The organism is Nonomuraea sp. NPDC049421 (genome assembly GCF_040677005.1).
Taxonomy (GTDB): domain Bacteria; phylum Actinomycetota; class Actinomycetes; order Streptosporangiales; family Streptosporangiaceae; genus Nonomuraea; species Nonomuraea salmonea.
The window spans coordinates 1-18,319 of record NZ_JBFAQA010000046.1 but is presented as its reverse complement, the minus strand read 5'-3'; the positions used below and the strand labels follow the sequence as shown (position 1 = coordinate 18,319).

The following is an 18,319-nucleotide window of genomic DNA, read 5'->3' as shown; positions in this document are numbered from 1 at the left end:
GCTTCATGCCGGATGTCATCGCGTACGGCGGCGACTGGAACCCCGAGCAGTGGCCCGAGGAGATCTGGGAACAGGATGTCGCGCTGATGCGCGAGGCCGGCGTCAACAGGGTCAGTCTCGGCATCTTCTCCTGGTCGCTGCTCGAACCCGTCGAAGGCGTCTTCGACTTCGGCCGGCTCGACCGGGCGATGGACCTGCTGGCCGCGAACGGCATCCGGGCCAACCTGGCCACCCCCACCGCCTCGCCGCCGCCCTGGTTCGGCGACGCCTACCCCGAGGCGCTGCCGGTGGACGCCGACGGCCGGCGGCTGCACCACGGCAGCAGGCAGGGCTTCTGCCCCAGCTCGCCGATCTACCGGGAGAAGGCGCTGCGCATCGCCGAGCAGGTGGCCGTGCGCTACCGCGAGCACCCCGCGCTGGCCCTGTGGCACGTGCACAACGAGTACGGCTGCCACAACGCCCGCTGCTACTGCGACACCTCCGCCGCCGCCTTCCGCGCCTGGCTGCGCTCCCGCTACGCCACGCTCGACGAGCTGAACGACGCCTGGGGCACCGCGTTCTGGTCGCAGCACTACAGCGACTGGGCGCAGATCCTGCCGCCGCGCGCCACCCCCAGTTTCCCCAACCCCGGCCAGCTGCTCGACTTCCGCAGGTTCAGCTCCGACGCCCTGGTCGAGCTCTACCTGGCCGAGCGCGACCTGCTCAGGCAGCTCGCCCCCGGCGTGCCCGCCACCACCAACCTCATGGCCGGCGCCCACTGGGACATGGACTGCTGGGCCTTCGCCGCCGAGCTGGACGTCGTCTCCACCGACCACTACCTGATCGGCGCCCGCGCCGAGCCGCACATCGACCTGGCCTTCGCCGCCGACTACGCCCGCTCACTCAACGGCGGCCGGCCCTGGCTGCTCATGGAGCACTCCACCAGCGCGGTCAACTGGCAGCAGCCGCGCAACCTCGCCAAGGCGCCCGGCGAGCTGCGCCGCAACTCCCTCGCCCACCTCGCGCGGGGCGCCGACGGCATCATGTTCTTCCAGTGGCGCCAGTCCAGGGCGGGGGCCGAGAAGTGGCACTCGGCGATGCTGCCGCACGCCGGGCCAGACACGAAGGTCTTCCGCGAGGTGAAGGCGCTCGGCGCCGAGCTGGACGGGCTCGCCGAGGTGGCGGGCAGCCGGGTCGAGGCCGAGGTGGCGCTGCTCGTCGACCACTCCAGCGTGTGGGCCCAGGACCACCCCGCCCAGCCCAGTTCCGAGCTCGACCCGGTGGAGGAGGCCAAGCGCTGGCACGCGGCGCTCTGGCGGGCGGGCGTGACCTGCGACATCGCACACCCCGAGGGCGATCTCAGCGCCTACCGGCTGGTGCTGGTGCCGCAGCTCTACCTGGTGAGCGACGCGGGGGCGGCCAACCTGGAGGCGTTCGTACGGCGGGGCGGGGTCGTGCTGGTGGGGCCCTACAGCGGGGTCGTGGACGAGCACGACCGGGTGCGGCTCGGCGGCTACCCCGGCGCCTGGCGGGAGCTGCTGGGCGTGAGCGTCGAGGAGTTCCTCCCGCTGGCCGCGCCGATCCGGCTGGCCTCGGGCGCGACGGGCCGGGCCTGGAGCGAGGCGGCGCGGGTCACGACGGCGAAGGTGCTGGACACGTACGCGAGCGGGGAGCCCGCCTGGACCCGCAACGAGTTCGGCGACGGCGCCGCCCACTACCTGACGACCCTGCTCGACGACGCCGCGCTGGCCGAGGTCGTCGCCACCGTGTGCGGCGAGTCGGGGGTCGCGCCCGCCGCCACGGCGGAGCCGGGCGTCGAGGTGGTCCGCCGCGCGCACGAGGACGGCCGCTCGTTCCTGTTCGCGATCAACCACACCGCCGCCGACGCCACGGTGACCACCCGCGACGGCCGCACCGTGACGGTCGCGGCCGGCGACGTCGCCGTGCTGCGTGGTTGATGCGGTGTTGATGCGTTGAAACGTGTCAGATCCCTGGTCAGGCCCCGCCTCCCGAGGCCGGGGCCGGCCCGCGCATTGACAGCGGGCAACGGGAATCATAGTTTCTCGCACAGAGGATTAAAACGTTTTGAAAGGAATGTCAGTGCAACGCGTCTGCTTCCTGCTGAAAGTCCGCCCGGAGCGGCTGGCGGAATATCGCGAGCGGCACCGCGACGTCTGGCCGGAGATGCGCGCGGCGCTGTCACGCACCGGCTGGCACAACTACTCGCTCTTCCTCAGGGACGACGGCCTGCTCGTCGGCTACCTGGAGACCGACGACTTCGAGGCCGCCAAGAAGGCGATGGCCGAGACCGAGGTCAACGCCCGCTGGCAGGCGGAGATGGCGCCGTTCTTCGAGGACCTCGACGGCCGGCCCGACGAGGGCATGACACCGCTGACCGAAGTGTTCCACCTGGACTGATCGGGGAGTAATGACTGACATCAAGGCCGTGCTGCGGGCGCAGCACATCGAGACGCCGTCCTGGGCCTACGGCAACAGCGGCACCCGGTTCAAGGTGTTCGCGCAGCAGGGCGTGCCGCGCGACCCGTACGAGAAGCTCGCCGACGCCGCCCAGGTGCACGCCCACACCGGCATCGCCCCCACGGTCGCCCTGCACATCCCGTGGGACAAGGTGGACGACTACGCCGACCTGGCCAGGCACGCCCGGGAGCTGGGCGTCGGCATCGGCGCCATCAACTCCAACGTCTTCCAGGACGACGACTACATGCTGGGCAGCGTCACCCACCCCGACGCCCGCGTCCGCCGCAAGGCCACCGACCACCTGCTCGAATGCGTCGACATCATGGACGCCACCGGCTCCGACACGCTCAAGCTGTGGTTCTCCGACGGCATCAACTACCCGGGCCAGGACGACATCAGGGCCCGCCAGGACCGCCTGGCCGACTCGCTCGCCGAGGTCTACGACCGGCTCGGCGGCGGCCAGCGCTTCCTGCTGGAGTACAAGCTGTTCGAGCCCGCCTTCTACGCCACCGACGTGCCCGACTGGGGCACCGCGTACGCCCACTGCGTCAAGCTCGGCCCGAAGGCCCAGGTCGTCGTGGACACCGGCCACCACGCGCCGGGCACCAACATCGAGTTCATCGTGGCGTTCCTGCTGCGCGAGGGCAAGCTCGGCGGCTTCGACTTCAACTCCCGCTTCTACGCCGACGACGACCTGATGGTCGGCGCCGCCGACCCGTTCCAGCTCTTCCGCATCATGTACGAGGTCGTGCGCGGCGGCGGGCTCGACCCCGAGGCGGGCGTCGCGTTCATGCTCGACCAGTGCCACAACATCGAGCCCAAGATCCCGGGCCAGATCCGTTCGGTCATGAACGTGCAGGAGGCCACCGCCAAGGCGCTGCTGGTCGACCGCGACGCGCTGGCCGCCGCCCAGGCCGCGGGCGACGTGCTGGGCGCCAACGCCGTCTTCATGGACGCCTTCAACACCGACGTACGGCCGCTGCTCGCCGAGCTGCGCGAGGAGATGGGCCTCGCGCCCGACCCGATGGCCGCCTACGCGAAATCCGGATACTTCGAGAAGATCGCCGCCGAGCGCGTCGGTGGCGAGCAGGCCGGCTGGGGGGCCTGAACCGTCATGTCCAACGTCATCAACGAGCTGCTCGACCGCTCACACCGCCTGGGCGCCGACCCGCGCAACACCAACTACGCCGGCGGCAACACCTCCGCCAAGGGCGCCGCGCCCGACCCGGTCACCGGGGCCGACGTCGAGCTGCTGTGGGTCAAGGGCTCCGGCGGCGACCTCGGCACGCTCAAGGAGTCCGGCCTCGCCGTGCTCCGCCTCGACCGGCTGCGCGCGCTCAAGGACGTCTACCCGGGCGTCGAGCGCGAGGACGAGATGGTCGCCGCGTTCGACTACTGCCTGCACGGCAGGGGCGGCGCCGCCCCGTCGATCGACACCGCCATGCACGGCCTGGTCGAGGCCGCCCACGTCGACCACCTGCACCCCGACGCGGGCATCGCGCTGGCCACCGCCGCCGACGGCGAGGAGCTGACCAGGCGGGTCTTCGGCGACCGCGTGGTGTGGGTGCCGTGGCGCCGGCCCGGCTTCCAGCTCGGCCTCGACATCGCCGCCATCAAGGACGCCAACCCGCAGGCCATCGGCTGCATCCTCGGCGGGCACGGCATCACCGCGTGGGGCTCGACCTCCCAGGAGTGCGAGGAGCGCTCGCTGGAGATCATCCGCACGGCGGAGGCGTACCTGGCCGAGCACGGCCGCCCCGACCCGTTCGGCCCGGTCGTCCACGACCCGCTGCCCGAGGCCGAGCGGCACGCGCGGGCCGCCGCGCTGCTCCCGATCGTGCGCGGCCTGGCCTCCACCGACGTACGCGTGGTCGGCCACTACACCGACACGCCCGAGGTGCTCGACTTCGTGGCGCGGGCCGAGCACCCGAGGCTGGCGGCGCTGGGCACGTCCTGCCCCGACCACTTCCTGCGTACGAAGGTCGCGCCGCTGGTGCTCGACCTGCCGCCGGACACGCCGCTGGAGCGGGCCGCCGAGCGGCTGCGCGAGCTGCACGCCGCCTACCGCGCCGGCTACACCGCCTACTACGAGCGGCACGCCGAGCCGAACTCGCCGCCCATGCGCGGCGCCGACCCGGCGATCGTGCTGGTGCCCGGCGTCGGCATGTTCTCCTTCGGCAAGGACAAGCAGACCGCCAGGGTGGCCGGCGAGTTCTACGTCAACGCCATCAACGTCATGCGCGGCGCCGAGTCCGTCTCCACCTACGCCCCCATCCCCGAGTCGGAGAAGTTCCGCATCGAGTACTGGGAGCTGGAGGAGGCCAAGCTCCGCCGCATGCCCAAGCCGAAGCCGCTGGCCACCAGGGTCGCGCTGGTCACCGGCGGCGGCTCGGGCATCGGCGCGGCCACCGCGCGCCGGCTGGCCGCCGAGGGCGCCTGTGTGATCGTGGCCGACCGCGACCTCGCCGCCGCCGAGAAGGTGGCCGCCGAGATCGGCGGCCAGGCCCACCGGGCCTCCGACGTCGCCGTGGCGGTCGGCGTGGACGTCACCTCCGAGGAGCAGATCGCCGCCGCCGTACGCGCGGGCGTGCTCGCCTTCGGCGGCGTGGACCTGGTCGTCAACAACGCGGGGCTGTCGCTGTCGCGCTCGCTGCTGGAGACCACGCTCTCCGACTGGGACCTGCAGCACGACGTCATGGCGCGCGGCTCGTTCCTGGTCTCCAGGGAGACCGCCAAGGTCATGATCGACCAGGGCATGGGCGGCGACGTCGTCTACATCTCCTCCAAGAACGCCGTCTTCGCCGGCCCGAACAACGTCGCGTACGGCGCCGCCAAGGCCGACCAGGCCCACCAGGTCCGGCTGCTCGCGGCCGAGCTGGGCGCCCACGGCATCAGGGTCAACGGCGTCAACCCCGACGGCGTCGTGCGCGGCTCCGGCATCTTCGCCTCAGGGTGGGGCGCGAACCGGGCGGCCGTGTACGGCGTGGAGGAGGAGAAACTGGGCGAGTTCTACGCCCAGCGCACGCTGCTCAAGCGCGAGGTGCTGCCCGAGCACGTGGCGGCGGCCGTCTTCGCGCTCACGGGCGGCGAGCTGACCCACACCACCGGCCTGCACATCCCGGTGGACGCCGGCGTCGCCGCCGCGTTCCTGCGCTGATCACGCCCTGATTCTGGCGGGGTGAGCGAAGCCCCGGGCCATACGGCTCGGGGCTTTTTACGTGTGGCCGACCGGAAAACGGACAAGTACTGGTGCATGGCTTGCATCGGGCCCGCATGTTTTCGGCCCCCAACGGCGGGTGACAAGTCTCACGATACGGTCAATAGTCCCAGCCTGGCTTGCATGCTCATCCTCTAGAGTGCATCATCTTCACAAGCAAGGTCATAAGCTATGATGCATATTCATGCAGCAGGAGGAAGTTGAATGAGGGCAGCGATCGCGGGAGCCAGTGGCTACGCGGGAGGGGAGCTGCTCCGCCTCCTCCTCGCTCATCCCGAGTTCGAGATCGGCGCGCTCACCGCCGCCTCCAGCGCCGGCACCAGGCTCGGCGCCCACCACCCCCACCTCACCCCGCTGGCCGACCGCGTCATCTCCGAGACCACGGCCGAGGAGCTCGAGGCGCACAACGTGGTCTTCCTGGCCCTGCCGCACGGCCACTCCGCCGCCGTCGCCGCCCAGCTCGGCGACGAGACGCTGGTGGTCGACTGCGGCGCCGACCACCGCCTCGCCGACCCCGCCGCCTGGCAGGAGTTCTACGGCGGCGAGCATGCCGGCACCTGGCCCTACGGCCTGCCCGAGCTGCCGGGCCAGCGCAAGGTGCTCATGGGCGCCACCCGCATCGCGGTCCCCGGCTGCTACCCGACCTCCGTGCTGCTCGCCCTCGCCCCCGCCTACGCCGCCGGCCTGGCCGGCCCCGACGTCGTCGTGGTCGCCGCCAGCGGCACCAGCGGAGCCGGCAAGTCGCTCAAGCCCCACCTGCTCGGCAGCGAGGTCATGGGCTCGGTCAGCGCCTACGGCGTGGGCGGCGTCCACCGGCACACCCCCGAGATGGAGCAGGGCCTGTCGGCCGTCGCCGGGCAGCAGGTCCGCGTCTCGTTCACGCCGACGCTGGCCCCCATGAGCCGCGGCATCCTCGCCACCTGCACCGCGCCGGCCGCCCCTGGGCTCACCAAGGAGGCGCTGCGCACCGCGTACGAGGTCGCGCTCAAGGACGAGCCCTTCGTCCGCCTGCTGCCCGAGGGCACCTGGCCGGCCACCTCCATGACCTACGGCGCCAACACCGCCGCACTGCAGGTGACGCTCGACGAGCGCGCGGGCCGCGTGGTCGCCGTCATCGCCATCGACAACCTCACCAAGGGCACGGCCGGAGGCGCGATCCAGAGCGTCAACCTCGCCCTCGGCCTGCCGGAAGAGCTCGGCCTCCCCACGACAGGAGTTGCTCCGTGAGAGAGCGCAGCGAAGCAAGCAGCAAGCACGGGTGCCCGGCATCCCTGCCGAAGGCGGGGGAGGAGGCATGAGCGTGACCGCTCCTCTGGGATTCAGAGCCACCGGCGTCGCCGCGGGCATCAAGTCCGGCGGCTCCCGTGACCTGGCACTCGTCGTCAACGACGGGCCGAGCCGCGCCGCCGCGGGCGTCTTCACCGCCAACCGCGTGCAGGCCGCCCCCGTGCTGTGGTCGCGCCAGGTCCTGTCCGGCGGCCGGCTGCGCGCCGTCGTGCTCAACTCCGGCGGCGCCAACGCCTGCACCGGGCCCGAGGGCTTCCAGGACACCCACGCCACCGCCGAGAAGGTGGCCGAGGTGCTCGACGACTCCGCGGGCGAGGTCGCCGTCTGCTCCACCGGCCTCATCGGCGAGCGGCTGCCCATGGACGCGCTGCTGTCCGGCGTCGAGACCGCGGCGGGCCAGCTCTCCCGCGACGGCGGCCTGGCCGCCGCCGACGCCATCCGCACCACCGACACCGTCTCCAAGATCTCCTTCAAGCGCGGCAGCGGCTACATGGTCGGCGGCATGGCCAAGGGTGCCGGCATGCTCGCCCCCGCCCTGGCCACCATGCTCTGCGTGATCACCACCGACGCCGAGGTCAGCGCGGAAGAGCTCGACACCGTGCTGCGCGCGGCCACGTCCAGGACCTTCGACCGGCTCGACACCGACGGCTGCATGTCCACCAACGACACCGTGCTGCTGCTCGCCAGCGGCGCCGCCGAAGTGCGCCCCGACCTCGCCGAGTTCGAGGAGCGGGTCACCGAGGTCTGCGCCGACCTCGCCAGGCAGCTGCTCGTGGACGCCGAGGGCGCGTCCAAGGCGATCGCCATCGAGGTGGTCGGCGCCGCCGACGAGGACGACGCCGTCAAGGTCGGCCGCGCGGTCGCCCGTTCCAACCTGCTCAAGTGCGCCATCCACGGCGAGGACCCCAACTGGGGCCGCGTGCTCGCCGCCGTCGGCACCACCGACGCCGAGTTCGAGCCCGACCGGCTCAACGTCGCCATCAACGGCATCTGGATCTGCCGCGGCGGCGCCGTCGGCGACGACCGCTCCAAGGTGGACATGCGTCCCCGCGACGTCACCATCACCATCGACCTGTCGGCCGGGCCGCACACCGCGACCGTGCACACCACCGACCTGACCGCCGACTACGTCCACGAGAACTCGGCCTACTCCTCATGAGACTCACCACCGCGCAGAGCAAGGCCCAGGCGCTCATCGAGGCGCTGCCCTGGCTCACCCGCTTTCACGGCGCCACCATCGTCGTCAAGTACGGCGGCAACGCCATGACCGACGAGTCGCTCAAGCACCGCTTCGCCGAGGACGTCGTCTTCCTGCACCACGCCGGCCTGCGCCCGGTCGTCGTGCACGGCGGCGGCCCGCAGATCAGCAGCGCCCTCGACAAGCTCGGCATCGAGTCCACCTTCACCGCCGGGCTGCGGGTCACCACCCCCGAGGCCATGCAGGTCGTCAGGATGGTGCTCACCGGCCAGGTCAACCGCGAGATCGTCGGCATGATCAACCACCACGGCCCGTTCGCCGTCGGCATGTCAGGCGAGGACGCCCACCTGTTCACCGCCGTGCGCAAGCACGCCCTCGTCGACGGTGAGCCCGTCGACATCGGCCAGGTCGGCGAGATCATCAAGGTCGAGCCCGGCGCCGTGCGCGCGCTGCTCGACGACGGCCGCATCCCCGTCGTCTCCAGCGTCGCCAGAGGCGACGACGGCGAGATCTACAACGTCAACGCCGACACCGCCGCCGCCGCGCTCGCCGTGGCGCTCGAAGCGCACAAGCTGATCGTGCTGACCGACGTCGAGGGCCTCTACGCCAACTGGCCCGACGACACCGACGTCATCGACCAGCTCACCGCCGACGAGCTCGCGGCCCTGATGCCCACCCTGTCCAGCGGCATGGTCCCGAAGATGGAGGCGTGCCTGACGGCCGTGCAGGGCGGGGTGCCGCAGGCCCACGTCCTCGACGGCCGGGTGCCCCACTCGCTGCTGCTGGAGCTTTTCACCAATGAAGGAATCGGAACGATGGTGATCCCGTCATGAACCTGCACGAGCGCTTCGGCAACGCCTTCATGCCCAACTACGGCGTCCCGCCGATCGCGCTGGCCCGCGGCGAGGGCACCCGCGTCTGGGACGCCGACGGCAGGCAATATCTCGACTTCATCGCCGGCATCGCCACCAGCTCGCTCGGCCACGCCCACCCGGCGCTGGTCGAGGCGGTCTCCCGGCAGGTCGCCACCATCGCCCACACCAGCAACCTCTTCCTGCACGAGCCCGAGGTGCGGCTGGCCGAGAAGCTGCTCGACCTGCTCAACGCGCCGGCCCGCGTCTTCTTCGCCAACTCCGGCACCGAGGCCAACGAGGCCGCCTACAAGCTGGCGCTCAAGTACGGCCGCCGCGAGGGCCGCTCCTACTTCGTGGCCGCCGAGAACGGCTTCCACGGCCGCACGATCGGCGCCCTGTCGCTGACCGGCAAGCCCTCCATCCGCGACCAGTTCGGACCGTTCCCGGTGGACGTGCGCTTCGTCCCGTACGGCGACGCCGCCGCGCTCAAGGAGGCCGTCACCGGCGACTGCATCGCGGTCTTCCTGGAGCCCACCCAGGGCGAGGCCGGCGTCGTGCCGCCGCCCGGCGGCTACTTCGAGGCCGCCCGCGAGATCTGCGACTCCACCGGCGCGCTGCTGGTCGCCGACGAGATCCAGTCGGCCATCGGCCGCACCGGCCACTGGTTCGCCCACCAGGCCGAAGGCGTCACCCCCGACATCGTCACCCTCGCCAAGGGCCTCGGCGGCGGGCTGCCCATCGGCGCCTGCATCGGCTTCGGCGAGATCGGCGGGCTCTTCGAGAAGGGCGACCACGGCTCCACGTTCGGCGGCAACCCGGTCTCGTGCGCCGCCGCGCTGGCCGTGCTCGACACCCTCGACCTCGACCACGTCAAGTCCGTCGCCGCCCGGCTGCGCACCGGCCTCGAATCCGCGGGCCACCCGCTGCTCAAGGGCGTCCGCGGCCGCGGCCTGTGGCTGGCCGCCGTGCTCGCCGAGCCGCGCTCGGCGCAGGTGCAGCAGGCCGCCGCCGAGGCCGGCTTCCTGGTCAACGCGCTGCAGCCGGACGCCGTACGCATCGCGCCGCCCCTCGTGGTGAGCGCGGACGAGGTCGACGCGTTCGTCACCGCGTTCCCGTCGATCCTCGCGGAGGCCGCGAAGTGAGCACCAGGCACTTCCTGCGCGACGACGACCTGAGCCCCGCCGAGCAGGCCGAGATCCTCGACCTGGCCGCCGCCATGAAGAAGGACCGCTTCGGCTACCGCCCCTTCGAGGGGCCGCAGACCGTCGCCGTGCTGTTCGACAAGCCGTCGGCCAGGACCCGCGTCTCCTTCCACACCGGCATCGGCGAGCTGGGCGGCCTGCCGCTGGTCGTCGACAACGTCTCGGTCCTCATGGGCCGCGGCGAGCCGGCCGCCGACATCGCCCGCGTGCTCGACCGCCAGGTGGCCGCCATCGTCTGGCGCACCACCGGCCAGGAGCTCATCGAGGAGATGGCCGCCCACTCCAGGGTGCCCGTCGTCAACGCGCTCACCGACGACTTCCACCCCTGCCAGATCCTCGCCGACCTGCAGACCGTGCGCGAGCGGCTCGGCCGCACCGCCGGCCTCACCTTCACCTACCTCGGCGACGGCGCCAACAACATGGCGCACTCCTACCTGCTCGGCGGCGCCACGGCCGGCCTGCACGTCCGCATCGCCGCGCCCCCCGGCTACCAGCCCGACGCCGTCATCCTCGACCAGGCCGCGGCCATCGCCGCCAAGACCGGCGGCTCGGTCATCGCGCTGTCCGACCCCGAGGCCGCGGTCCAGGGCGCCCACGTCGTCGCCACCGACACCTGGGTCTCGATGGGCCAGGACGGCAAGGAGCAGCGCGTCGCCGCGCTCAAGGCGTACCAGGTGAACGACGAGCTGCTCGAACACGCCGCGTCCGACGCGATCGTACTGCACTGCCTGCCCGCCTACCGCGGGCTGGAGATCACCGACGAGGTGCTCGAAGGACCCCGCAGCGTCGTGTGGGACCAGGCCGAGAACCGCCTGCACGCCCAGAAGGCGCTGCTGCACTGGCTGGTGTCCCGGCGATGATCCCGATGACCAAGGCGGCCCGGCAGGCGAAGATCACCGAGCTGCTGCAGCGCAAGGCCGTACGCTCCCAGCCCGAGCTGGCCAAGCTGCTGTCCGAGAGCGGCGTCGAGGTCACCCAGGCCACGCTCTCCCGCGACCTCGACGAGCTCGGCGCGCTCAAGCTGCGCGCCGACGACGGCTCGCTCGTCTACGCGCTGCCCGGCGAGGGCGGCGGCCGCATCCCGCTCGCCCGCCTCGGCACCGGCGAGACGCCCGCCGCCCGGCTGCACCGCATCGCCGAAGAGCTGCTGGTCGGCGCCGAGGCGTCGGCCAACCTGGTCATCGTGCGCACGCCGCCGGGCGCCGCGCAGTTCCTCGCCTCCGCCATCGACCACGCCGACTGGGAGTCCATCCTCGGCACGGTGGCGGGCGACGACACCATCCTGGTCATCAGCCGCGACCCCAGCGGCGGGCAGGCCGTCGCCGACGCACTGCTCAAGGTCGCCGACCGGCGCGCCTAACCCCCGGACGCCCGGCCGCGGCTAGGATCGCGGCGGCCCACGACGCCAAGCTGGACCGACTTGCACTAAGGTCGCGCAGGAGCTCGGGGGGAGCGCGCGAGGGCACGCCCGGCCACCGATGCCGGGACCACCGGCGCGGGCGTGTCCAGCGAAAACGTATATGGAGGACACAACGGTGAGTGATGGCAAGCCGATGCGGCTGTGGGGCGGACGCTTCGAGAGCGGCCCGTCCGACGCGCTGGCCCGGCTGTCGGTGAGCGTGCACTTCGACTGGCGGCTGGTGCCGTACGACCTGGCGGCGTCCAGGGCGCACGCCCGCGTGCTGCACCGGGCGCAGCTCCTGACCCACGAGGAGCTCGAGCGCATGATCGGCGCGCTCGACGACCTCGAGCAGGCCTGCAAGGCCGGCGAGTTCCGCCCGACGGTCGCCGACGAGGACGTGCACACCGCGCTCGAACGCGGCCTGCTCGAACGGCTCGGCTCGCTCGGCGGCAAGCTGCGCGCCGGCCGCTCGCGCAACGACCAGATCGCCACCGACCTGCGGCTCTACCTCCGCGACCACGCCCGCTCGATCGTCTCCCGCCTGGTCGAGCTGGAGACCGCGCTCATGGCGCAGGCCGAGCAGCACGCCGAGACCGCCGCGCCCGGCATGACCCACCTGCAGCACGCGCAGCCCGTCTCGTTCGGCCACCAGCTGCTGGCCCACGTGCACGCCTTCGCCCGCGACGTCGACCGGCTCACCGACTGGGACAAGCGCGCCGCGATCTCCCCGCTCGGCTCCGGCGCCCTCGCCGGCTCGTCGCTGCCGCTCGACCCGCAGGCCGTGGCCGAGGAGCTGGGCTTCTCCGCCGCCGCGCCCAACTCGATGGACGCCGTCGCCGACCGCGACTTCGCCGCCGAGTTCCTCTTCGACGCCGCCATGATCGGCGTGCACCTGTCGCGGCTGGGCGAGGAGATCGTCCTGTGGGCCTCGCAGGAGTTCCGCTGGATCGAGATGGACGACGCCTACTCCACCGGCTCGTCGATCATGCCGCAGAAGAAGAACCCCGACGTGGCCGAGCTGGCCCGCGGCAAGTCCGGCCGCCTCATCGGCAACCTGATGGCGCTGCTCACCACGCTCAAGGGCCTGCCGCTGACCTACAACCGCGACCTGCAGGAGGACAAGGAGCCGGTCTTCGACGCCGTCGACACCCTGCTGCTGGTGCTGCCCGCCATGGCCGGCCTGGTCGCCACCATGCGCGTCAACACCGCCCGCATGGAGGCCTCCGCCCCCGACGGCTACGCCCTCGCCACCGACCTGGCCGAGCTGCTGGTGCGGCGCGGGGTGCCGTTCCGCGAGGCGCACGAGGCCGTCGGCCACCTCGTCGTCTGGTGCCAGGTCAACGACAAGGACCTCGGCGAGCTGACCGACGACGAGCTCGGCAAGGTCTCGCCCCACCTGACCCCCGACGTGCGCGACGTGCTCAGCGTGCCCGGCGCCCTCGCGGCCCGCAAGGCCCACGGCGGCACCGCGCCCGACCGCGTACGCGACCAGCTCATCGCCCTCCGCGAGGCGGTCGACGCGCAGGCGGCATGGGCAGCGGGCAGCTGAGCTCCGCACCGCTGCCGCGGAGCTTCTTCGACCGGCCGTCCCACGAGGTCGCGCCCGACCTGCTCGGGCGCGTGCTCGTGCACGGATCGGTCGCCGTACGCCTGACCGAGGTCGAGGCGTACGGCGGCCCCGGCGAGGACCCGGCCGCCCACACCTACCGCGGCAAGACCCCGCGCAACGCCGTCATGTTCGGCCCGCCCGGCCACATCTACGTCTACTTCACCTACGGCATGCACTTCTGCGCCAACCTCGTTTGCCTGCCCGAAGGGTCCGGCTCGGCGGTGCTGCTGCGCGCGGGCGAAGTGGTCGAAGGGGTGGCCGAGGCCCGCGCCCGCCGCTCGTCCGGCCGGCCGGTGCCCGACCGCGACCTGGCCCGCGGCCCCGCCAGGCTGGCCGTCGCCCTCGGCCTGCTGCGCGAGCACAACGGTCTCGACGCCGTGCTCGACGGCTCGCCCGCGGGGCGGCCCCACCAGTCGGCCACCGTGCTCGCCGGGTGGCCCGCCGACCCCGCGACGATCAGGTCAGGCCCCCGCACCGGCGTCTCGACCGCCAAGGAGACGCCGTGGCGGTTCTGGATCGACGGCGACCCGACCGTCTCCCCCTACCGCGCTCACGTGCCACGGCGCCGCAACGCCGCGGCCACCTCCGTCGGCGAGGCACCCAAGTCGTGAGGGCTGAAGATGTGCAGGTAGTCGCCGGTGTCGATCTCCAGCATCTCGCTGCGCAGCCCCCACCGCCTGCGCACGTCCACCTTGATGTCCCAGATCGACTCCCATGGCACGTGCCGCCGCCCCGCGAACCCGTGCACCACCGTGATGCCGCTCTCGTCGGCCGCCAGCCGCACCGGCGCCAGCACGTCACGCAGTCCCATCGCGGCCAGCAGGACCGTCGCGGGAGCCGCCAGGATCACGCCGCGGAAATCGTCCCCCGCCCACCAGTGAACGCCGAGCCCGGCACACACCAGAGCCCCTAAGATCTTGAAAACGGCCAGCTCGCGACGGACCCTCCACATGGGCACCCAGCGTATCCAAGTGGCGCGCATCCGCACCGATCGGGCAGGCTAAAGGCACCGACATCCGACAGGAAAGCCAGATCACCGTGACCGACTTCCTTGACGACCTCGCGTGGCGAGGCCTGATCGCCCAGTCCACCGACCTCGACGCGCTGCGCGCGTCCATGGCCAAGGGACCGATCACGCTCTATTGCGGTTTCGACCCGACCGCACCGTCCCTGCATGTCGGTCACTTCGTGCCGCTGCTGACGCTGCGCCGCTTCCAGCAGGCGGGCCACCGCCCGATCGGCCTGGTCGGCGGCGCCACCGGGCTGATCGGCGACCCCAGCGGCCGCAACACCGAGCGCTCGCTCAACGCCACCGAGGTCGTCGAAGGCTGGGTCGAGCGGCTGCGCGGCCAGGTCGGGCGCTTCCTCGACTTCGACGCCCCGACCAACCCCGCCCTCATGGTCAGCAACCTCGACTGGACCGGCGAGCTGAGCGCCATCGACTTCCTGCGCGACATCGGCAAGCACTTCCCGGTCAACCGCATGCTCGCCAGGGAGTCCGTCTCGGCGCGGCTGGCCGGCGAGGGCCTCAGCTACACCGAGTTCAGCTACCAGATCCTGCAGTCCAACGACTTCCTCGAGCTCTACCGCCGCTACGACTGCACGCTGCAGATCGGCGGCAGCGACCAGTGGGGCAACATCACCGCGGGCGCCGACCTGATCCGCCGGGTCGAGGGCGGTCACGTGCACGTGCTGACGCTGCCGCTCATCACCAAGGCCGACGGCACCAAGTTCGGCAAGACCGCCGGCGGCGCGCTCTGGCTCGACCCCGAGATGACCTCGCCGTACGCCTTCTACCAGTACTTCCTCAACTCCGACGACCGCGACGTGATCCACTACCTCAAGGTGTTCACGTTCCGCGGCCGGGAGGAGATCGAGGCGCTGGAGAAGACCGTCGCCGAGCGGCCCTTCGCCCGCGAGGCCCAGCGCGCGCTCGCCGAGGACCTCACCGAGCTGCTGCACGGCAAGGAGGAGCTCGACGCCGTCGTCGCCGCCTCCAAGGCGCTGTTCGGTCAGGGCTCGCTGGAGGAGCTGCCGGCCGCCACGCTCGGCGCCGCGCTGGCCGAGGTGCCCAAGGCCGACATCCCGGCGCTCGGGACACCCTTCATCGACCTGCTCGCCGACAGCGGCCTCGTCGAGTCCAAGTCGGCGGCCCGCCGGGCGGTCAAGGAGGGTGGCGCCTACCTCAACAACCGCAAGATCACCGACGAGGCGTACGTGCCGGGCGCCGAGGACCTGCTCGCCGGGCGGTACATGGTGCTTCGCCGCGGCAAGAAGTCGATCGGCGGCGTCGAGGTCGGCTGACCTCTCCGCTTTATGGGAGCGCCCGCCCCGCCGGAGTCTCCGGGGCGGGCGCTTCCTTGCGCGCCCGCGCCGACGTCTCCGGTGGGCGCTTCTATCGAGTGCGCCCGCCGGGCTCCTGAGCCTGCCTGCGCCGCCGTTCCGTGCCCTGCGCGGGGGTCTTCGTGGCGCTTCTGCGGGTCGCCCGGGTGGACTGCTCGGTGCGGGTGAACAGGGCGACCGTCAGGCCGGGCAGGTCGGTCGAGTGCTTGGCCGTCTCCAGCTCGTACCCGGCCTGTCTGACCTCCTCGACCGGCTTGAGGCCGTCCTCCTTGAGCCCGGAGTCCTTCGTCCCGCGCCACACCACCCAGAGCCGCTCGCGCCCGGCCAGCGCCGCCGCGACGTCGGGCTGCTCCGGGTAGCCGAACCCTTCGGGGTCCGGCGCGTCCCCCGAGCGCAGGACGTCCACCGGCATGAGCGAGTCGGCGTAGTAGTCGAAGCCGGCACGCAGCTGGCTCTGCCCGTAGACGATGGCGTCGTCCGGCTCCGCCTTGATCACCCGCAGTGCCCAGGGGATGTTCTCCATCCGCCCGTTCTCCTCGCGTACGTCCACATGCTCGGGCAGCGCGACCAGGCAGCCCAGCACCACGACCGCCACCCCGGCAACCACCTGGAGGCGCGGCAGGCTCGCCACCGCCAGCCCGGCCAGCAGCGCCAGCGCGGGGGCGGTGACGAAGAGGTAGCGGTCCACGTACACGGGAGTGACGAGCCAGGAGACCAAAAGCAGCAGCACCGGCGGCAGCACCAGCCACCCCGCGAGCGCCGCGGCCCAGGCGCGCACGCCGTTCGCCCGCCACAGCAGCACGGCGCCCGCCAGGGCGATCGCGAACAGCGCGACGCCCAGCACCTCCGCCTCCGCCGCCATCTTCGGGAACGTCAGCAACACCTCGGGCCCGCGCTGCGGGATCCAGCTGATGGCGTGCCGCTCCCCGTACCCGATCAGGCCCAGCACCGCCGCGGGCACGCACCCCACGGCGAGCGCGGCCGCCATCCTGCCCAGCACCTCCCGCCGCACCAGCAGCACGTGGGCGGGCAGGACGAGCACCGCGAACAGGTGCGTGCAGCACACGAGCGCCACCGCCACCCCGTACGCCACCCACCTGCGCCCGCTCGGCCGTTCCAGCGCCCGGTGCAACGCCCAGAACGCGAACACCACCGCGGCCGCCGCGAACGCGTACGACCTGGCGAAGGCCCCGTAGTAGGACACCGACGGCAGGATCGCGAACACCCCGGCCGCCACCACGCCCGCGCGCGTGCTGTGCAGCCGCCGCCCCAGATCCACCAGCAGCCATGCCGCCACCCCGATCGCCACCGCCGAGGGCAACCGCAGCCACAGCTCCGCCGTGCCTGCCTTCATCCAGAAGTGCATGAAGAGGTAGTAGGGCAGGAAATGCCCGTCGATGTGACGGGCCAGCTCGACCATGCCGGCGAGCGAGCGCGAGGCGGCGCTGATGGTGGCCAGCTCGTCGCCGTTCAGGGTGCTGGCGCCGGTGCCGGAGAAGGCGGCTAGTCCGCCGAACAATCCCATCCACCAGGTGGTGAACGTGCGTCTGTGTGTGGCTGGACGTGCTGGAGGTGTGAGAGTGGCGACGGAGTTCACCCGAGCCAGGATACGTCCGGTTATGGTCGGAGACATGGCGAACGTGATCGTTTTCGACCTGTACGGGGTGATCGCTCGTACGCAGGGGGACGCGGCCAGGCGACAGATCGAGGAACTCGCCGGGGTGGCGGGGGAGGCGTTCTGGGAGGCGTACTGGGCCTGCCGGCCTCCGTACGACGCCGGCCAGGACGGCACCGACTACTGGACCGCCGTCGCCGACCGGCTGGGCATGCGCTTCGCGGACATCCCCGCGCTCATCGCCGCCGACCTCGACAGCTGGTGCCATGTCGATCCCGTCATGGTGGAGCTGATCCACGAACTCGCCGACCGGGGGCACCGCCTGGGGCTGCTGTCCAACATCATCGCGGAGCTGGTGCCCGTCTGGGAGTCCCGGCACAGCGGGTGGCTCGATCGCTTCGAGTCGCTGACGTTCTCGTGCCAGGTGGGGGTGGCGAAGCCGGATCCGCGGGCGTACGAGATCTGCGCGGAGCGGATGGGGGTGGCTCCGGGGGAGGTGCTGTTCATCGACGACCGCGAGGAGAACGTGGTGGCGGCGCGGGCCGCGGGCATGAAGGCCGAGGTGTTCGTATCGGCTGAGCAGGTACGCGAGCTGGCCGGCACCCTCGCCCGGTGACGCCGCCCTTACCCCCGTGGCGGCCTCTTCTCACTTCCCCGGGCCGAGCGATTTGACGAGTCGCGGATCGCCACCTAATCTTTCACTTCGCCCCGGGGAGTGAGCCGGACGCCGGTCAGGCGGACGGGCCTCCAGGGCAAACCCCTTAGAGTAACGAGCCAACTCGGCGGAGCCGCTTCGGCGTGCTGTCGCATGGGTTCGTCTTCGGGCGCGCCGACATCACCGAAAAACCGGTTGATTCGACACGCGCCTGATGACACGGTAAGTTACGAGGGTTGCCCCAGATCGGGGCAGACAATCTTGGAAGTTCGAACCACTTCCCGTCAAGTCGCAAGATTTGACACGAGGTCGGGCGAACTGATAAGATAGAGGAGGACGAGATAGCGCCTTCTGGCTGAGGTTCACCGCAAGTGAGTCATCGGTTGGATGTACGCGTCCGTTTCTTGAGAACTCAACAGTGTGTTAAAAGCCAGTGCATGATGCACAACCCCGTCATTTTTTGACGGATTCCTTTGGTTG

At 71.6% G+C, this 18,319-nt stretch carries 16 protein-coding genes; 14 read left to right on the top strand and 2 right to left on the bottom strand.

The annotated features are described in order from the left end of the window. The first annotated feature begins 5 nt into the window (after positions 1-5). From AB0K18_RS46760 to AB0K18_RS46705, 12 genes are all read left to right on the top strand, one after another. Complete coding sequence (locus AB0K18_RS46760; protein ID WP_364928551.1) at positions 6-1,937, top strand: beta-galactosidase; 1,932 nt, start codon at positions 6-8, stop codon at positions 1,935-1,937. 142 nt (positions 1,938-2,079) lie between these two features. Next, positions 2,080-2,397 (top strand): L-rhamnose mutarotase, encoded by a 318-nt coding sequence (locus tag AB0K18_RS46755; protein WP_345386222.1) that lies wholly within the window; start codon positions 2,080-2,082, stop codon positions 2,395-2,397. Between the two features lie 10 nt (positions 2,398-2,407). Next, positions 2,408-3,565 carry an L-rhamnose isomerase gene (gene rhaI / locus AB0K18_RS46750; protein WP_364928548.1) on the top strand — a complete coding sequence of 386 codons (1,158 nt, stop codon included), beginning with the start codon at positions 2,408-2,410 and terminating at the stop codon, positions 3,563-3,565. A 6-nt stretch (positions 3,566-3,571) separates the two neighbouring features. Next, the gene (locus AB0K18_RS46745) at positions 3,572-5,614 is read left to right on the top strand and encodes a bifunctional aldolase/short-chain dehydrogenase (RefSeq protein WP_364928545.1); all 2,043 of its coding nucleotides are present in this window, start codon (positions 3,572-3,574) and stop codon (positions 5,612-5,614) included. A 264-nt stretch (positions 5,615-5,878) separates the two neighbouring features. Further along, complete coding sequence (gene argC / locus AB0K18_RS46740; RefSeq protein ID WP_364928541.1) at positions 5,879-6,901, top strand: N-acetyl-gamma-glutamyl-phosphate reductase; 1,023 nt, start codon at positions 5,879-5,881, stop codon at positions 6,899-6,901. A gap of 67 nt (positions 6,902-6,968) precedes the next feature. After that, a complete protein-coding gene (gene argJ / locus AB0K18_RS46735; protein WP_364928538.1) occupies positions 6,969-8,120 on the top strand; it encodes a bifunctional glutamate N-acetyltransferase/amino-acid acetyltransferase ArgJ in 1,152 nt (383 codons plus the stop codon). Next, on the top strand, positions 8,117-8,992 hold the full coding sequence (gene argB, locus AB0K18_RS46730) for an acetylglutamate kinase (protein WP_364928535.1): 876 nt from the start codon (positions 8,117-8,119) through the stop codon (positions 8,990-8,992). Before argJ ends, argB begins: the two co-directional genes overlap by 4 nt. After that, positions 8,989-10,155 carry an acetylornithine transaminase gene (locus AB0K18_RS46725; RefSeq protein ID WP_364928532.1) on the top strand — a complete coding sequence of 389 codons (1,167 nt, stop codon included), beginning with the start codon at positions 8,989-8,991 and terminating at the stop codon, positions 10,153-10,155. Before argB ends, AB0K18_RS46725 begins: the two co-directional genes overlap by 4 nt. After that, complete coding sequence (gene argF, locus AB0K18_RS46720) at positions 10,152-11,075, top strand: ornithine carbamoyltransferase (protein ID WP_364928529.1); 924 nt, start codon at positions 10,152-10,154, stop codon at positions 11,073-11,075. The genes AB0K18_RS46725 and argF overlap by 4 nt, the downstream gene beginning before the upstream one ends. After that, positions 11,072-11,575, top strand: a complete 504-nt coding sequence (locus AB0K18_RS46715; RefSeq protein ID WP_345386209.1) for an arginine repressor — start codon at positions 11,072-11,074, stop codon at positions 11,573-11,575. Before argF ends, AB0K18_RS46715 begins: the two co-directional genes overlap by 4 nt. A gap of 160 nt (positions 11,576-11,735) precedes the next feature. After that, on the top strand, positions 11,736-13,166 hold the full coding sequence (gene argH / locus AB0K18_RS46710) for an argininosuccinate lyase (RefSeq protein ID WP_364928526.1): 1,431 nt from the start codon (positions 11,736-11,738) through the stop codon (positions 13,164-13,166). Beyond that, the gene (locus tag AB0K18_RS46705) at positions 13,148-13,837 is read left to right on the top strand and encodes a DNA-3-methyladenine glycosylase (protein WP_364928523.1); all 690 of its coding nucleotides are present in this window, start codon (positions 13,148-13,150) and stop codon (positions 13,835-13,837) included. Before argH ends, AB0K18_RS46705 begins: the two co-directional genes overlap by 19 nt. Here AB0K18_RS46705 and AB0K18_RS46700 read toward each other — a convergent pair. Beyond that, positions 13,777-14,178, bottom strand: a complete 402-nt coding sequence (locus tag AB0K18_RS46700) for a PH domain-containing protein (RefSeq protein WP_364928520.1) — start codon at positions 14,176-14,178, stop codon at positions 13,777-13,779. The genes AB0K18_RS46705 and AB0K18_RS46700 overlap by 61 nt on opposite strands. Before the next feature lie 86 nt (positions 14,179-14,264). Between AB0K18_RS46700 and tyrS the strand changes: the two genes are divergently transcribed. Further along, positions 14,265-15,530, top strand: a complete 1,266-nt coding sequence (gene tyrS, locus AB0K18_RS46695) for a tyrosine--tRNA ligase (protein WP_364928517.1) — start codon at positions 14,265-14,267, stop codon at positions 15,528-15,530. Positions 15,531-15,621: 91 nt separating this feature from the next. Here the strand turns inward: tyrS and AB0K18_RS46690 are convergent, their stop codons facing one another. Further along, entirely contained in the window at positions 15,622-17,094 is a 1,473-nt protein-coding gene (locus AB0K18_RS46690; protein ID WP_364928513.1) for a glycosyltransferase family 39 protein, read from the bottom strand. Positions 17,095-17,200: 106 nt separating this feature from the next. Between AB0K18_RS46690 and AB0K18_RS46685 the strand changes: the two genes are divergently transcribed. Further along, positions 17,201-17,800 carry an HAD family phosphatase gene (locus tag AB0K18_RS46685; protein ID WP_364928510.1) on the top strand — a complete coding sequence of 200 codons (600 nt, stop codon included), beginning with the start codon at positions 17,201-17,203 and terminating at the stop codon, positions 17,798-17,800. The last annotated feature ends 519 nt before the right edge of the window (positions 17,801-18,319 follow it).

Excerpts from the sequence above, each read along its gene's own strand:
- AB0K18_RS46760 (WP_364928551.1), top strand. The coding sequence starts at position 6 with ATGCCGGATGTCATCGCGTACGGCGGCGACTGGAACCCCGAGCAGTGG.
- rhaI (WP_364928548.1), top strand. The coding sequence starts at position 2,408 with ATGACTGACATCAAGGCCGTGCTGCGGGCGCAGCACATCGAGACGCCG.
- AB0K18_RS46745 (WP_364928545.1), top strand. The coding sequence starts at position 3,572 with ATGTCCAACGTCATCAACGAGCTGCTCGACCGCTCACACCGCCTGGGC.
- argC (WP_364928541.1), top strand. The coding sequence starts at position 5,879 with ATGAGGGCAGCGATCGCGGGAGCCAGTGGCTACGCGGGAGGGGAGCTG.
- argJ (WP_364928538.1), top strand. The coding sequence starts at position 6,969 with ATGAGCGTGACCGCTCCTCTGGGATTCAGAGCCACCGGCGTCGCCGCG.
- argB (WP_364928535.1), top strand. The coding sequence starts at position 8,117 with ATGAGACTCACCACCGCGCAGAGCAAGGCCCAGGCGCTCATCGAGGCG.
- AB0K18_RS46725 (WP_364928532.1), top strand. The coding sequence starts at position 8,989 with ATGAACCTGCACGAGCGCTTCGGCAACGCCTTCATGCCCAACTACGGC.
- AB0K18_RS46715 (WP_345386209.1), top strand. The coding sequence starts at position 11,072 with ATGATCCCGATGACCAAGGCGGCCCGGCAGGCGAAGATCACCGAGCTG.
- argH (WP_364928526.1), top strand. The coding sequence starts at position 11,736 with ATGGAGGACACAACGGTGAGTGATGGCAAGCCGATGCGGCTGTGGGGC.
- AB0K18_RS46705 (WP_364928523.1), top strand. The coding sequence starts at position 13,148 with ATGGGCAGCGGGCAGCTGAGCTCCGCACCGCTGCCGCGGAGCTTCTTC.
- AB0K18_RS46700 (WP_364928520.1), bottom strand. The coding sequence starts at position 14,178 with ATGTGGAGGGTCCGTCGCGAGCTGGCCGTTTTCAAGATCTTAGGGGCT.
- AB0K18_RS46690 (WP_364928513.1), bottom strand. The coding sequence starts at position 17,094 with ATGGGATTGTTCGGCGGACTAGCCGCCTTCTCCGGCACCGGCGCCAGC.
- AB0K18_RS46685 (WP_364928510.1), top strand. The coding sequence starts at position 17,201 with ATGGCGAACGTGATCGTTTTCGACCTGTACGGGGTGATCGCTCGTACG.